Raw genomic sequence first — 14,330 nt, 5'->3', positions numbered from 1 at the left:
AGAGGAAATGAATTCTTTAATTGGAGAAAGTAACTATTGGGTTTTATGGACTGTAATAATAGGCTGGGCAGCAGTAAGTATAGTACTTGAACAAAAGTATAAATGGGCCGCTAAAATAACAGGGGCGATTATAGCACTGCTGGGAGCGATGCTTCTGGCAAATTTTAAAATAATACCTACATCAAGTCCGGTATATGATACAGTATGGGATTATGTAATTCCTGTGGCTATTCCGCTGCTGCTGTTCAAAGCAGATATAAGAAAAATTTATAAAGAAAGCGGAAGAATGTTTGGAATGTTTAATATTTCCGCAATAGGGACAGTTCTGGGAGCTTTTATAGCAACATTTGTATTTGGGGCCTTTGTTCCGCATCTTTATAAAATAGCCGGAATGATAACGGGAAGCTATATTGGTGGAGGAGTGAATTTCGTAGCAATGACAGCCGCTTTTAATGCACCTGAAAATATAACAAATGCCACAATTGTTGCTGATAACATGGTAATGGCGCTTTATTTTCTTATAGTAATGAATCTGGCATCGTCAAAATTCCTGATAAAAAAATTCGGACTGGAAAGCGGAGAAAACAGCAGTGAAAATACAGGAGCAGCAGATTACTGGAAGGGAAAGGAAATTTCCCTGAAAGATATAGCAGTATCACTTGCGGTTGCTTTTTTTATAGCATGTATTTCCAATATGGCTGCCGGATATTTTAAAACAGTTATACCAAAAGATAATACAGTCATGGAAATAATAAATACTATTTTTGGAAATATGTATTTGATAATGACAACACTGACACTTATTCTGGCTACTGTATTTTCAAAATTTTTCAATAAAATAAACGGTTCAGATGAAATAGGGACTTTCTTAATATATTTATTTTTTGTAGTTCTGGGAATACCTGCTTCAATAATGGAAATATTAAAACACGGAGCTGTGTTATTTCCGTTCTGTCTGCTTATTGTAATAGTAAATCTTTTATTTTCACTGTTTGTGGGAAAACTGTTCAAATTCAAACTGGATGAAATATTACTTTCTACCAATGCAGCAATAGGAGGTCCGACCACAGCTGCGGCTATGGCAATAGCCAAAGGATGGAATACACTTATTATACCGGTTATGCTTTCTGGTATATGGGGATATATTCTGGGAAATTATATGGGAGTAATTGTAGGAAACATACTTAAGTATACTGTAGGGTAAATCAAGTATCATCCGGGAATATACCAAGAGGAGTGGTAATAATGGCTTATGAATATTTGAAAATAGCGTTTAGCACAACTGTAGTATATTTTTTTATTATTCTGGCTTTAAGGCTTTTTGGGAAAAAAGAACTGGCACAGCTGACAACAGTAGATCTGGTTTTTATTCTGCTGATAAGCAATGCTGTTCAAAATGCAATGGTAGGGCCTAACAGTACTTTAAGCGGAGGTATAACAGCAGCAATTACACTTTTTATATGGAATTATCTTTTGAAATTGCTTCTGTACAGATCTAGGAAGCTGGATGATGCAATACAGGGAAAACCGATTCTTCTTATATATAAAGGTTATGTAAATGAGGAAAATCTGAGAAAAACCAGAATAACATTTGAAGAGTTATATGAAGCAGTGAGAGAGCATGGTGTGAAAGAAGTAAAGGAAGTGGATCTGGCTATGCTTGAAAGAGATGGAAATATAAGTGTGCTGTCAGACTCATTCAGCAAAAAAACACTAAAAAAGAGAAAAAGTCATAGGGCAGTAAAGCAAAATACAGAATAAAAGCAGAGCAATAATATTTTGAAGTTCATCGGGGGTGAATATGAAACTGAAAATTACAGTTTTTTTAATAGTCCTTGTATTGGCAGGAAATGTACTGAAAATATTCATAAGTGACAATATTAAGACAAAAGTGGAGATAGATGAATCGGGACTGACTATGAAGCAGAAAGAATACAGTCAGGATTATGATAAAATGGATATAAACAGGTCTGAATATGAAGATCTTATTACAGCAGGATTCAGCAAGTCACAGGCAGAAAAAATATCTGTATATAAAGAGTTCGCTGGTGATGTTTTTTCAATTAACGAGCTGTCGGCAATAAAAGGTTTTGGTAAGGCAGGAATGGAAAAAGCAGAGAAGCTTTTATATGTTTCACGTGAAGAAAAGGTAAGAAACCGACACAATATCAATAAATTGGATGAAGATACCCTGAAGCTTACAGGTTTTACAAATAAAGAAATAAAAATAATACTGCCTGTAATAAAAAAGAAGAAAATCAGGTCTAATATAGAATTGATAGAATTAATAGGCTCTGACAGATATACAGAAATAGAAAGCAGACTAAAATATTATGATTAAAAAAATACGGCTGAATGAGCTGCTGCACTGGTATACTTAGCTTATAAAAGACGATTTGCCGATAATAAAGGGATTGTAAAATTTTTTACAAATTACAGATAAAATAAAAAACATGAAATATATTATAAATACTGAATTGACAAATTTAAAATTATTTTATATACTATATAGGTATTGCCGAAGTGGTGAAATGGTAGACACATCAGACTCAAAATCTGACGAGCTTAGGCTCTTGCGGGTTCAAGTCCCGCCTTCGGTACCATTTGATAATAAAATGATTACATATAGAACAGCCTTTTGGTCTTATGACAGAGGCTGTTTTTTGATATATCCCGATAAAATTTTTACATTTTTTTTACATTAGATTTATACTCTGTTTACATAAATAATGTAAAATTACCATAGAAAAAAAGTTAGCGGGAGGATATATAATGAAAAAGATTTTTGCTTTAATGTTAATTTCACTGGGTCTTTTAGTTTCTTGCGGAGGCGGAGAAGGTGAATCATCAGGACTCGGCGGTGAAGTAATAATAGACGGATCATCTACAGTAGCACCTATTACAGAGGCTGTAGCGGAAGAGTTTAGAAATGTAGAATCTGGTGTAAATGTTTCTGTAGGAATATCAGGTACCGGCGGAGGATTTAAAAAGTTTACAGTCGGGGAACTGGATATCAGCAATGCTTCAAGAGAAATGAAGCCGGAAGAAAAAGCACTGGCTGAAAAGAATAACATTGAATTCACAGAAATCCAGGTAGGAAAAGACGGAATTACAATGGTTGTAAATAAAGAAAATACTTGGGCACAGGATTTAACAACAGATGAGTTAAAGAAAATCTGGTCTGAAGGAAGCACAATAAAGACATGGAAGGATGTAAGACCTGAATGGCCTGATACACCTATAAAATTATATGCTCCAGATGAAGATTCGGGAACTTATGATTACTTTATAGAAGCGATACTTGGAAAAAATAAAATAAGAAAAGATTATACACCAAGCTCTGATGATAATGTATTGGTACAGGGCGTGGAGGGAGATAAAGGATCACTCGGGTTCTTCGGATTTGCTTACTATGAGGAGAATGCAGATAAGTTAACAGCTTTGAAAATAAACGGTATCGAGCCTACCCCTGAGACAGTACAGAATGGTACATATAAGCCGTTATCAAGACCAATATTTATTTTTGTAAATAATAAGTCTTATGCAGAAAAACCACAGGTAAAAGCTTTTGTACAGTTTTATCTTGATAAGGTATCAGATCTTGCCAGAGAAGTAGGATATATACCGCTGGATGATTACTCGGCAGAAAAAGCAAAATTGAAATAAAAAAATAAATAACAGAAGGAAAATCGCTAAAAGAGCGGTTTTCCTTGTTTAGCTGTTACAGATAATTTTAGATTTATTATAACGAAGGAGCCGGAATGGAAAATAAATACTTAAAAGAAAATATAGTAAAGGTAATATTATTTATTTTTGCTTTTATATCCGTAATAACAACAGCTGCCATTGTTGCCAGTTTATTTTTGGAGTCAGTACCGTTTTTTAACGGAGAGAGACTAAAGCAGCTTTTTTCTTATGGTGAACTATGGGATCCGAGAGGAGAAAAATATTATGTACTTCCTCTTGTAGTGGGAACAATGATGATAGTGGTGTTTTCATGCTTGTTTGCCATTCCCCTGGGCTTGGGAAGTGCAATATATCTGAGTGAGTATGCCAACCCAAAAACAAGAAATATACTAAAGCCTGTATTGGAAATACTGGCAGGAATACCATCAGTAGTGTATGGCTTTTTTGCTTTGTTTTATATAACGCCTTTTTTAAAGAAAAATATTTCATGGCTGGCAAAAGCAGCACTTATTTTTCTTGTACTTTTCTCCTTATACATGATGATAAAATGTGTAAAAGGATTTATTGATAAAGATTTTATCAGAACAAAAATAATTTTCGGGATATTATTTTTGATTTTTTTAGTCCTTTTTTTGTATCTTGCATTTAATTTTGTGGGATTTTTTAAAGAAACATCAAATCTGAGAGTGGATACATTTAATGTCTTAAGCTCGAGCTTTGCCGTCGGTATAATGATAACACCTCTGGTAGCGTCAATAAGTGAAGATGCACTAAAAGCGGTACCCAAAACAATGAGGGAAGGTTCATTGGGATTAGGGGCAACTAAGTTTGAAACGGTATGGAATGTAACGATTCCGGCAGCAATTTCGGGAATAGTTTCTTCTTTTATTCTGGCGATTTCCAGAGCCGTGGGAGAAACAATGGTAGTTGCAATGGCAGCCGGAGCAAAGCCTGTTTTGAATTTCAATCCTCTAGGACAGGTTCAGACAATGACCGGTTATATGGTAAATAAAAGTTTTGGAGAAGTAATGGTAGGCAGCCTGGAATTTCAGACAATATTCGTAGTAGGATTAATTCTGTTTTTCATGACATTTCTGCTTAATGTTATAGCTAAAACGGTAGTTCTGAAATTTAGGGAGGAATATTAATATGATGGAAAAAATGGCTATAGATAATTTAAGAATAAGAAAACTAAAAGATAAGATCTTTAAGTATCTGTTTTTCAGCTGTATTATATTCTGTATAGTTTTTCTGGTACTGCTGCTGTTTGGAATAATAAAGCAGGGGATAAGATGGATGAGCTTTGATTTTTTAACTAATTTTCCTTCAAAAATAAGACCGCAGCGTGCAGGTGTTTATCCCGCATTACTTGGAAGCTTATGGCTGGTAGGTCTTGTAGGATTGATAACAATACCGGTAGGGGTAGGAGCAGCAATATATCTGGAAGAGTATTCCAATAAAAAAAGTAAACTTTATAATTTTCTGGAAGTAAATATATCAAATCTTGCCGGAGTACCTGCTATAGTTTACGGTCTTTTGGGGCTTGCACTTTTTTCAAGGCTGAAAGGATTTCGCGGAAGCATACTTGCCGGAGCAGTAACATTATCTCTCATGGTTCTTCCGGTAGTAATAGTTTCTTCAAGAGAAGCCATAAAAGCAGTACCGGGGATATTAAGGGAGGCAGCATACGGTCTCGGGTTAACAAGATGGCAGATGATAAAAGCAGTTGTTCTTCCTTATGCTTCACCGGGAATATTCACTGGAATAATACTTTCTCTTTCCAGAGCACTGGGGGAAGCAGCACCTTTACTGGTAGTCGGTGCAGCATCATATGTAACGAGAATACCTAACGGCATAATGTCAAGGTATACAGCACTTCCGATACAGATATACCAATGGTCGGGAATGCCGAAAAAAGAATTTCAGGAGCTTGCAGCTACAGGAATAATAGTGCTTCTGGTTATTCTTCTTTCTGCCAATACACTGGCAATAGTTTTGAGAAATAAGTATCAGAAAGAAAGAGGAGAATAATTAATAAAAATCACAGGCTTATCTGAAGACGGGCCTGTGATTTTTTAGTTTTATTGCCGGAGTTATTTCAAAAGAATATACGGAAGCTGACATGAAAATTTTTTAAGCTTTTTATATTTTAGTTTCTGCATTTGCTGTAAACTAATTCTGCAAACTGTCCGTATTGATTCAATTCTTCAAGATAAAACCGTTTTAAAACTTCTTTTTGTGTAAATAAAGGTATACCAGCGCCTAAAAGGACAGGGGCAATTTGTATTATCATTTTGTCAACCATATCATTATCCAGTAATGGAGCTAATATTTGAGTTCCTCCGATAATCCAGATATTTTTTGTACTGCTGATATTTTTTACAAACTCTGCAATATTACCTGAAACAGGCTTAAATCCATTAACAGCCAGTTCTTTTGCATGTGTAAAAACATAATTTTCAGTTTTATGATAAACCAGATGAGGGTTTTCCATATGTAATATTTCATTGAATGTCTTTCTGCCCATGATGGTAATATCCATTTTCTCATAAAAATTGTCATAGCCTGTTTCTTCAATTGTGCCTGTCTGATAAAGCCAGTCTAAATTATGGTCTTTGTCAGCGAGATATCCGTCCAGTGTAATACAACCGTAAAAATATACACTCATACAGTTCGCCCCATTTCTTTTTTATTAATTAGTGATGATGTTTTATATGCATTATAGCATAATTAAACAACAGAAAAAAAGCAGATAAGTATAATCATAATCATTACAATAAAACAGAAGATACCAATAGTATAAAAAAATATTTATTTTGTCTGTTGACAAAATGAAAAATGAGGGTATAATGTTAATGATAAAATTACTAGAGGAGAGAGAAAAGCAGTTTTTTAAATAAAAAATGACTTTTCTCTCTTTTTATATTATTATAATAAATGAATTTAAAGTTAATTAATGGAACGGATAATGGGAATAATGCTGAAAAAACAGTAGTATAGCTGTAAACCGAGAAGTTTGAACAAATAAAGGAATTATGTTAAAGTATAAAAAAACTGTCGGCAGCATAGACAGGGCAAAAAATATATATAATAATCATATAAAGCCGAATGGAGTGATAAAGGTGTTTACAGGCAGACAACTGTTAATATTGTCTTATATAATAGGAAAGCACGGAGAAACGACAAGTGCGTTTTTATCTGCTACATTAGGCGTGTCTACAAGAACAATAAAAGCAGAGATAAAAAATATTAATGAAGAGCTGCCGGATGAGGAAAGAGTTGAATATGCTCCTAAAAAGGGATATATTATTAAAAATCTTACGGAAAAAACAAGAAATAAACTTATTTCGATAATCGAAGAAGAGAGAATGAACTCTGATGAGTTCAGACGTATTAACAAAATTTTGACAATTCTTCTGTTCGAAAAAAATTATATAAGTATGGGGAAAATAGCAGATAAACTTTATTTTTCAAAATCTTCCGTGAGAAAAATTCTGGATGATTCATGGAGACTGGGGAAAAATATAGAGGTATCACAGTCAAAGGGTCTGAGGATAAATGCTCCTGAGTCAAAAAAGCGCTATTTGCTGTCTAAGACGCTGGAAACAGATAATTCTATCTTTGAGGTTCTGTCACTTAAGGAAAATTACATGTATCTCAGCAGTAATCTCTCTTCAATACTGGAAGAGGCATTTATAAAACATCATTATATAATTTCCGGAGACTCGATGAAGATATTTCAAAACTATATGCTGATTACAATTATCAGGAGTTACTATGATTTTGTTATAGAAGAAGATAGAGAACCGGTTCCGGTCTCTTCATTAATGCAGGAAATTAAGGAAAAAATTTCTGAAAGAATAGGATTCAGACTAAGTGATAAGGAAATAGTGTATTGTCAGAAAAAATTAAATGAATGCAACGTAATCAGTGCATTGCCTAAAAATCGGGGATTAGAAGCCGTTTATGCAGATATAAATGCCAGAGTGGATATTTTTATAAAAATAGTCAGGGAGAATCTGTCTTTGGAGCTGGAAATGAGTGAAAATCTAAGAGAAATATTTCTGCTTCATATGCATAAATTAAAGCTTCGTACTAATTACGGGCATGATAATGTAAATTATTCAAAAAGAGAAATTATTCGTAAATATCCTATGATTACACATATAATTTATGAATATTTTGTACCTTTATTTGATTTTGTGATTGCTGACTCGGAAATAGCATATATAATATCATATTTTGCAGAGTTTGAAAGTAACAGGAAACCAATAAAAGCTGTACTAATAAGCGATCTTCCCATGAGCATGCTATACAGGGCGGTTACGGCCGTTGATAAATATTTTCAGAATGAGATTTATTCCCTTGAAATAATACCGCGGTATTTGTATAAAGCAAGGGGAGGAAATGAAGATTATTCTCTTGTCATAACTACTGAAAAAGAAATGCTGCTGCAAAACAAAGAATTAGTGCTGATAAAAGCGGTCATGGACGACAGGGATATTCATGAAATGGCAGAACAGATAGAAGTATCTGTGAGAAGGATAGAGGCCGGCAGATTTGAGAAATTTTATTTTTCATATATCAACGAAACAATGTTTATGAAAATTAATCAAAAGCTGGAAACCACAGATGATTTTTTTAAATTTTCAGGATTAAAGCAGAATAAAAATAACTATGATTTTATTTTAGATTCAGGTATTATATTAATTCCCGGATTTTTATATGATGATGAGAAAAGCTTTATAAAAATCTTTATTCTTAAATATCCTTTGAGATATAAAGGCAGAGATATAAAAATGATAATAGCTTCGGGATATAATATAAAAAGCAGCAATATAAAAGATTTTTATTCGGTTATAAACAGACTTCTTAATCCCGGGGAGGTAAAAGAAATACTAAAAAAGTACAGGTATAATAAAAAATAAATTGAGCTGTTCATTCTTTTTCACGCTTAAACGGGAAAAAAAGTGAATGGCTTTTTTTATATGTTTTCAATATAATTAATGTGTAAATGTATTTATGAAGGAAGAGAATAAAAACAAACCGGAGTTTTAGATTTTTCCGATAATATAAAAATATTAAGATTGGAGACTTTTTAGGATGTATCATAAGAGAATAGAAAAATTTCCTGATGACTTTCTTTTTGGAGCAGGAACATCGTCTTTTCAGGTAGAGGGCGGAATAAAAGAAGGCGGGCGCGGAATTGCCGTGCATGATCTGAAAAAACCGAAAAAAGGAATAACTGATTTTTCAGTTGCCAGCGATCATTATCACAGATTTGAAGAAGATATTGAGTTAATGAAGGAGCTGGGACTGAATTCTTATAGATTTTCAATATCATGGGTAAGAATTCTTCCTGACGGGAAAAATATAAATAAAGAGGGGCTGGATTTTTATAACAGACTGATTCAAAAATTAACAGATTCAGGTATAGAGCCTATTGTTACAATTTATCACTTTGAATATCCGAAGGCACTTGTGGATAAATACAAAGGCTGGTTATCCAGAGAAAGTATAGAGGATTATGTTAATTTTGCCGGAATATTGTTTAGCAATTATGGCGACAGGGTTAAATACTGGCTGACGATCAACGAGCAGGATCATCTTTTGAAAATACCTGAGCGTATAGGGTTTCCTGCGGAAATGACAGGGCTTGAATATGAACGGAATGCACAGACAGCTAATTATAACATGTGTGTCGCAGCTGCCAAAGTAACAGAATTATGCCATAAAATGATTCCCGGTGCCAAAATTGCTCCTATTATAAATCCTATGCCGGCAATTCCGGCAAGCAATCTTCCTGATGATCTTATAGCCTCAATGGAATTTAACGAATTATCTGCATATTATATGCTTGATTTAAACTGCCGGGGAAAATATTCGCCTGTTTATCGTAAATATCTGGAAGACAGGGATATTTTTCCGGAGATAAATGATGATGATATGAAGCTGATGAAAGATAATCCTCCGGATTTTATAGCAGTAAATTATTATATGAATCAGACAATAGCCGTGAGCAGTATCAAAGAAATCGCCCTTAGAGGGAAAGAGGTTTTTGTTTCGGAAGAAGTGGGAATCTACAAAATAGCTAAAAATGAATATATTCCGCAGACAGACTGGGGGTGGAATATATGTCCTGAAGGGCTGAAAATAGCAATAATGGAAATATATAACCGTTATCAGCTGCCCATGCTTATCACTGAAAACGGACTCGGAGCCTATGATAAGCTGGAAAACGGAGAGATACACGACAGCTATCGTATAGACTACATAAGCAGACATTTAAGCCAGGTGAAGGATTGTATAAGTCTGGGATTTCCTGTTTTTGGATATTATGCATGGTCATTTATTGATTTGGTCAGCGGCAGAGAAGGTATGGATAAGCGTTATGGATTTGTTTATGTAAACAGGGATAATGATGATTTAAAAGATTTGAGCCGTATAAAAAAAGACAGTTATTATTGGTATAAAAAAACAATTGCAGAAAGAGGACAAGATCTGTAATTTTTTATCTGTCTGATTAAGGGTAACGGGAGGAGAAGTAAATATGACGAATAAAGAAATAGCAAAGAGTATTTTAGAAAATATAGGAGGCAGCGGGAATATCTCAAATGTCACACATTGTGCCACAAGACTGAGGCTGAATTTAGTTGATGATAAAAAGATATCAATGGAAGAACTTGAAAAAACAGAAGGAGTAATAAAAGTACAGATGAGCAGCGGACAGCTTCAGGTCGTTCTTGGCGGAAAGGTAACCGGAGTATATGCTGAATTTTTAGAGACAGCAGGAATTAGTAATTCAGAAAAAACAGCATCTGTTCATGAAAAAAGAAAATTTGGCTTAAATAAACTGATTGAGACAATTTCAGGTGTTTTTAGTCCTGTTCTTCCAATATTGGTAGGCTGCGGTATGGTTCAGTCCCTTACAGCTGTAATAGCTACTTTTCAGCTTGTACCGGCGGATTCAGGTTTTTTTCTTGTATTGAAAATGACAGGAGATCTGATATTTTACTTTATGCCGTTTTTCCTCGCTGTAAGTGCTGCACAAAAATTTAAGACAAGTATTTATCTTTCAGTTGCACTGGCAGGTGCTTATATGTATCCGACAATTATGAACGGAGCAGCACAGGCGGCGACTACAGGAGTAAAATTTCTTGATTTTCTGGGACTGCCTATATTATTTGTAAATTATAAATCTACAGTAATTCCTATCATAATATCTGTATGGGTTTTAAGTTATGTTCACCGATTTATAGATAAATATGTTCCCGAGATGTTTAAAATTATTCTTACATCTATGCTGACTCTTCTTATAATGGTTCCTTTTGAGCTGATTGTTATCGGGCCTGTAGGATCTTACCTTGGAATGTATATCGCTCAGGGAGTAAAAATATTATATACTTCATTTGGTTTCGTGGGTGCTTTCCTTTTGGGAGCATTTCGGCCTGTGCTGGTTATGTTTGGTATGCACTATGCTATTACGCCGATTATGGTTCAGGAATTATCCGAGACGGGGAAAACAATTATTATTCCGGCTCTTCTTGCAGGAAACCTTGCACAGTCAGGTGCAGCATTTGCTACATTTGTACTTATTAAAGATAAAAAAGAGAAGTCAGGAGCATTTTCTGCGGCTCTCTCTGCATTTTTCGGGATTACGGAGCCGGCTATGTACGGATATAATCTGAAATATAAAAAACCGTTTTATGCTGCATTATTTTCTGCGGGGACAGCGGCAGCATATATGAGCGTTTTTCATGCATACAGTACTGCTGCTGCACTTCCCGGGATATTATCGCTGCCTACCTATAATGCAGACAGCTTTGTATATATTATCACGGGAGTTCTTATTGCAGTCATAGGTGCCTTTGTTTTGACGCTGATTCTGGGAATAGACGATGGTTCTAATTTGAAGCTTTTCAGAAAAAAACAGAATGTTTTTAGCACAAGTGAAAAGAAATAAATAGTTTTATCCGAAAAAACAAATATAAAAGAAAAACCTGTCTGAATGCTATAATTTCAGGCAGGCTTTTTTATTTCGGAATTTTTTATAAAATTTCATAGATACTTTTATCAGAATATATTTTCTCTCCGTTTTCAAGTAATTTCTTTATTTTTAGTTTTTCTTTTACAGGAATAAACTCAAAAAATATATTTTTCTCATTTTCCAGCTTCATTATTTCTTTTGGAGTTTTTAGAACAACATTTTCCGGAATAACAAAGCTGAAGTCAATTTTTTCATAATTTTCATTTTCATAATCATCTGAAATGATGATATTTCTTTCATTAATTTCTGATTCCGGGGCAGAATTAAAGAATACGGTAAAAGGATAACCGTCTTTATATTCTTTATTTATATCAAAGTAATGCTTTAGAAATAAATCAGAAAACTGCATACTTTTACTTGAAGTAACAATCTGTGATTTCAGGTTATTTTTTTTCATAAAATATATACCAAAGGTCAAAAATGCATTTTTAAAATTATAGGTTTTATCATTTGGGATAATAAGATTTTTCTCACCTTTAAAAAAAGATGCAAGCACTGTTTTGGTAAAACTGTCATATTCCATATTTCCCAGAATAAAATTTTTAATATCTATAAAAAGTCTTTTTTCATTATAGGCATATGATAAAAAATCATAGTTTTTTTTGATTAAAATATCAACTGTATAGTGGATATCTGTTTTTTGAATATCTTCTATCTGAATTTTAAAAGTATAATTATAAAACTTCATAAGCTGTGTAAGCAGATTAGAAACATTATAGTCAAGTCTGCCGACGAACTTATTGCCCTGAAAAAGAGAAATCTGTTCAAAATCCATTTTTGGTGTCAGGGGAATATCCGGCTCAAGCTCGATATTAGTATAAAATATAGATTTTAGCGGAAAAACTGTATGATACAGAGAATAAAAATATGAATATCGATCGTCGTTTAATTCAGAATTTTTGATATCGTCAACATAGACTTTAGTATAGGATTTATCCATATAATCTTCTACCTTCAGCTTGAAAGCAAGATCATAGAAAATATTCTGGTTCAAATCCTTAAAATTACTGCCGGCACCAAACCATACAGCATTTCTTGAAACAAATCCGTTCTTTTTTATATTAAACATAAGATGGTTTTTATTTTGACCGATATGCTTGATATTTTCAAGTATAATATTTTTTACTGCAAAAGTAGGATTGGGATTCCCGAAGCCAAAAGGTTTCAGCAAGTCTATAATCTGATAAAATTCATAAGAAACTTTCTGTATAGGTATTTCTTTATCAATATTTATTAATTTTACAAAGTCATTCTCATCAAGCTTTTTCTTAGCATAATCATTTATTTTTTTTATAAAGCTTTTGATATTTTTTACCGGAATTGTGAAACCTGCTGCACCGGCATGACCGCCGAATTTCAGGAAAAGCTCCGGCATAGTCTGGAGAGCTTCTATAAGGTTAAAGCCCTCGATGCTTCTTGCTGAAGCTACTGCAATATCCTCATCTTCCTTTACTTCCATAATGACAGTAGGTTTATAGTAGGTATCTATGATCTTGGAAGCCACGATACCGATTACCCCGTGATGGTATTCCGGAGAATAGTCGACTATTACATAGTTATCATTAAGTGAATTTTTTTGTATATTTTCTTCTACATCTGCAATAATTTTTTCCTGAAGAACTTTTCTTTCATTATTTTTGGAAATAAGCTCTTTTGAAATAATTTCGATCTCTCTTTTATTATCAGTGGTAAGAAGCTTTACTACCATTTTAGCATCCTTGAGTCTTCCGGCAGCATTAAAAACCGGTGCAAGGATAAAGCCCACGTCATAAGTGGTATATTCTTTTTTACCGGGATCAAAAATAAGTGAACATAAATATTTCAAACCGGGAATCTCTGTATGAAGAAGCTGCTCCAGACCGAATTTCACGAAAATACGGTTTTCCTGAACCAAAGGAACAATATCGGCGACAGTTCCTATCGCTGTGAGATCAAGAAGACTGTATACCTCGTCTTTTTGTCCTGCCTCTTCAAATAAGCCGGCAGCCAAAAGAAAAGCTACTCCAACCCCGGCAAGATACTTAAATGAAAATTCATTGTCTTCTCTTTTGGGATTTATTACAGCGCTTGCTTTCGGCAGTTTTTTGTTTATTTCATGGTGATCGGTAATAATAACCGGAAGCTTCAGAGAATTGGCAAAATCAATCTCTTCAAAAGAAGTAATTCCGCAGTCTACAGTAATGATAAGATCTCCGCCTGAATTTTTGATCTGCTCAATTGCATTTTTATTCAGACCGTAACCTTCATCACGGATTGGAATGTAGTAGTTAATATTGTTATACCCCAGTTTTTGGAAAACAAGATAAAGCAGTGAAGTGGATGTAATTCCATCTACATCGTAATCCCCGTAAATCCAGATGTTTTTTTTATTTTTCATTGCATCAAAAATAATATCAACGGATTTTTTCAAATCTTTCAGCAAATGGTGATCCTGAATATTTGAGAGACTGGGATTCAAAAATTCGATGATATCTTTTTTGTTTGAGATATTTCTGGAATAGAGAATACTTAAGATATCCTTATCCAGAGGCAGCTCATTGTTTTTGGCAATTTCAGCATTGTTTACTTTTTTAAAATTCCATTTAGTGTTTTTCAT

11 protein-coding genes and 1 tRNA gene are annotated in these 14,330 nt (G+C 33.9%); 10 read left to right on the top strand and 2 right to left on the bottom strand.

The features are described 5' to 3' along the window. The first annotated feature begins 7 nt into the window (after nucleotides 1-7). From STERM_RS20265 to pstA, 7 genes are all read left to right on the top strand, one after another. A complete protein-coding gene (locus tag STERM_RS20265; protein ID WP_012863490.1) occupies nucleotides 8-1,204 on the top strand; it encodes a DUF819 family protein in 1,197 nt (398 codons plus the stop codon). Nucleotides 1,205-1,245: 41 nt separating this feature from the next. Next, nucleotides 1,246-1,761, top strand: coding sequence for a DUF421 domain-containing protein (locus tag STERM_RS20260; protein ID WP_012863489.1), 516 nt, complete (start codon nucleotides 1,246-1,248; stop codon nucleotides 1,759-1,761). Nucleotides 1,762-1,801: 40 nt separating this feature from the next. Continuing rightward, nucleotides 1,802-2,341: a helix-hairpin-helix domain-containing protein gene (locus tag STERM_RS20255; RefSeq protein ID WP_012863488.1), complete on the top strand. Its 540-nt coding sequence runs from the start codon at nucleotides 1,802-1,804 to the stop codon at nucleotides 2,339-2,341. 176 nt (nucleotides 2,342-2,517) lie between these two features. Beyond that, nucleotides 2,518-2,603 (top strand) — tRNA-Leu (locus tag STERM_RS20250). Nucleotides 2,604-2,772: 169 nt separating this feature from the next. Continuing rightward, nucleotides 2,773-3,666 carry a PstS family phosphate ABC transporter substrate-binding protein gene (locus tag STERM_RS20245; RefSeq protein WP_012863487.1) on the top strand — a complete coding sequence of 298 codons (894 nt, stop codon included), beginning with the start codon at nucleotides 2,773-2,775 and terminating at the stop codon, nucleotides 3,664-3,666. 95 nt (nucleotides 3,667-3,761) lie between these two features. Then, nucleotides 3,762-4,835 carry a PstC family ABC transporter permease gene (locus tag STERM_RS20240; protein WP_012863486.1) on the top strand — a complete coding sequence of 358 codons (1,074 nt, stop codon included), beginning with the start codon at nucleotides 3,762-3,764 and terminating at the stop codon, nucleotides 4,833-4,835. Between the two features lies 1 nt (nucleotide 4,836). Further along, complete coding sequence (pstA, locus tag STERM_RS20235; RefSeq protein ID WP_012863485.1) at nucleotides 4,837-5,718, top strand: phosphate ABC transporter permease PstA; 882 nt, start codon at nucleotides 4,837-4,839, stop codon at nucleotides 5,716-5,718. 118 nt (nucleotides 5,719-5,836) lie between these two features. Here pstA and STERM_RS20230 read toward each other — a convergent pair whose 3' ends face one another. Then, a complete protein-coding gene (locus tag STERM_RS20230; RefSeq protein ID WP_012863484.1) occupies nucleotides 5,837-6,355 on the bottom strand; it encodes a dihydrofolate reductase family protein in 519 nt (172 codons plus the stop codon). A gap of 367 nt (nucleotides 6,356-6,722) precedes the next feature. Between STERM_RS20230 and STERM_RS20225 the strand changes: the two genes are divergently transcribed. From STERM_RS20225 to STERM_RS20215, 3 genes are all read left to right on the top strand, one after another. Further along, the gene (locus tag STERM_RS20225; RefSeq protein WP_012863483.1) at nucleotides 6,723-8,615 is read left to right on the top strand and encodes a BglG family transcription antiterminator; all 1,893 of its coding nucleotides are present in this window, start codon (nucleotides 6,723-6,725) and stop codon (nucleotides 8,613-8,615) included. Nucleotides 8,616-8,790: 175 nt separating this feature from the next. Next, entirely contained in the window at nucleotides 8,791-10,194 is a 1,404-nt protein-coding gene (locus STERM_RS20220) for a glycoside hydrolase family 1 protein (protein WP_012863482.1), read from the top strand. 43 nt (nucleotides 10,195-10,237) lie between these two features. Further along, the gene (locus STERM_RS20215; protein WP_012863481.1) at nucleotides 10,238-11,650 is read left to right on the top strand and encodes a PTS transporter subunit EIIC; all 1,413 of its coding nucleotides are present in this window, start codon (nucleotides 10,238-10,240) and stop codon (nucleotides 11,648-11,650) included. Between the two features lie 85 nt (nucleotides 11,651-11,735). Here the strand turns inward: STERM_RS20215 and recJ are convergent, their stop codons facing one another. Further along, nucleotides 11,736-14,330 carry a single-stranded-DNA-specific exonuclease RecJ gene (recJ, locus tag STERM_RS20210; RefSeq protein ID WP_012863480.1) on the bottom strand — a complete coding sequence of 865 codons (2,595 nt, stop codon included), beginning with the start codon at nucleotides 14,328-14,330 and terminating at the stop codon, nucleotides 11,736-11,738.

This window comes from Sebaldella termitidis ATCC 33386 (genome assembly GCF_000024405.1).
Lineage (GTDB): Bacteria > Fusobacteriota > Fusobacteriia > Fusobacteriales > Leptotrichiaceae > Sebaldella > Sebaldella termitidis.
The sequence above is the reverse complement of the archived record's forward strand: the minus strand, read 5'-3'. Positions and strand labels throughout refer to the sequence as shown.

Excerpts from the sequence above, each read along its gene's own strand:
- STERM_RS20215 (WP_012863481.1), top strand. The coding sequence starts at position 10,238 with ATGACGAATAAAGAAATAGCAAAGAGTATTTTAGAAAATATAGGAGGC.
- STERM_RS20225 (WP_012863483.1), top strand. The coding sequence starts at position 6,723 with ATGTTAAAGTATAAAAAAACTGTCGGCAGCATAGACAGGGCAAAAAAT.
- recJ (WP_012863480.1), bottom strand. The coding sequence starts at position 14,330 with ATGAAAAACACTAAATGGAATTTTAAAAAAGTAAACAATGCTGAAATT.
- STERM_RS20260 (WP_012863489.1), top strand. The coding sequence starts at position 1,246 with ATGGCTTATGAATATTTGAAAATAGCGTTTAGCACAACTGTAGTATAT.
- STERM_RS20255 (WP_012863488.1), top strand. The coding sequence starts at position 1,802 with ATGAAACTGAAAATTACAGTTTTTTTAATAGTCCTTGTATTGGCAGGA.
- STERM_RS20245 (WP_012863487.1), top strand. The coding sequence starts at position 2,773 with ATGAAAAAGATTTTTGCTTTAATGTTAATTTCACTGGGTCTTTTAGTT.
- pstA (WP_012863485.1), top strand. The coding sequence starts at position 4,837 with ATGATGGAAAAAATGGCTATAGATAATTTAAGAATAAGAAAACTAAAA.
- STERM_RS20220 (WP_012863482.1), top strand. The coding sequence starts at position 8,791 with ATGTATCATAAGAGAATAGAAAAATTTCCTGATGACTTTCTTTTTGGA.
- STERM_RS20265 (WP_012863490.1), top strand. The coding sequence starts at position 8 with ATGAATTCTTTAATTGGAGAAAGTAACTATTGGGTTTTATGGACTGTA.
- STERM_RS20230 (WP_012863484.1), bottom strand. The coding sequence starts at position 6,355 with ATGAGTGTATATTTTTACGGTTGTATTACACTGGACGGATATCTCGCT.
- STERM_RS20240 (WP_012863486.1), top strand. The coding sequence starts at position 3,762 with ATGGAAAATAAATACTTAAAAGAAAATATAGTAAAGGTAATATTATTT.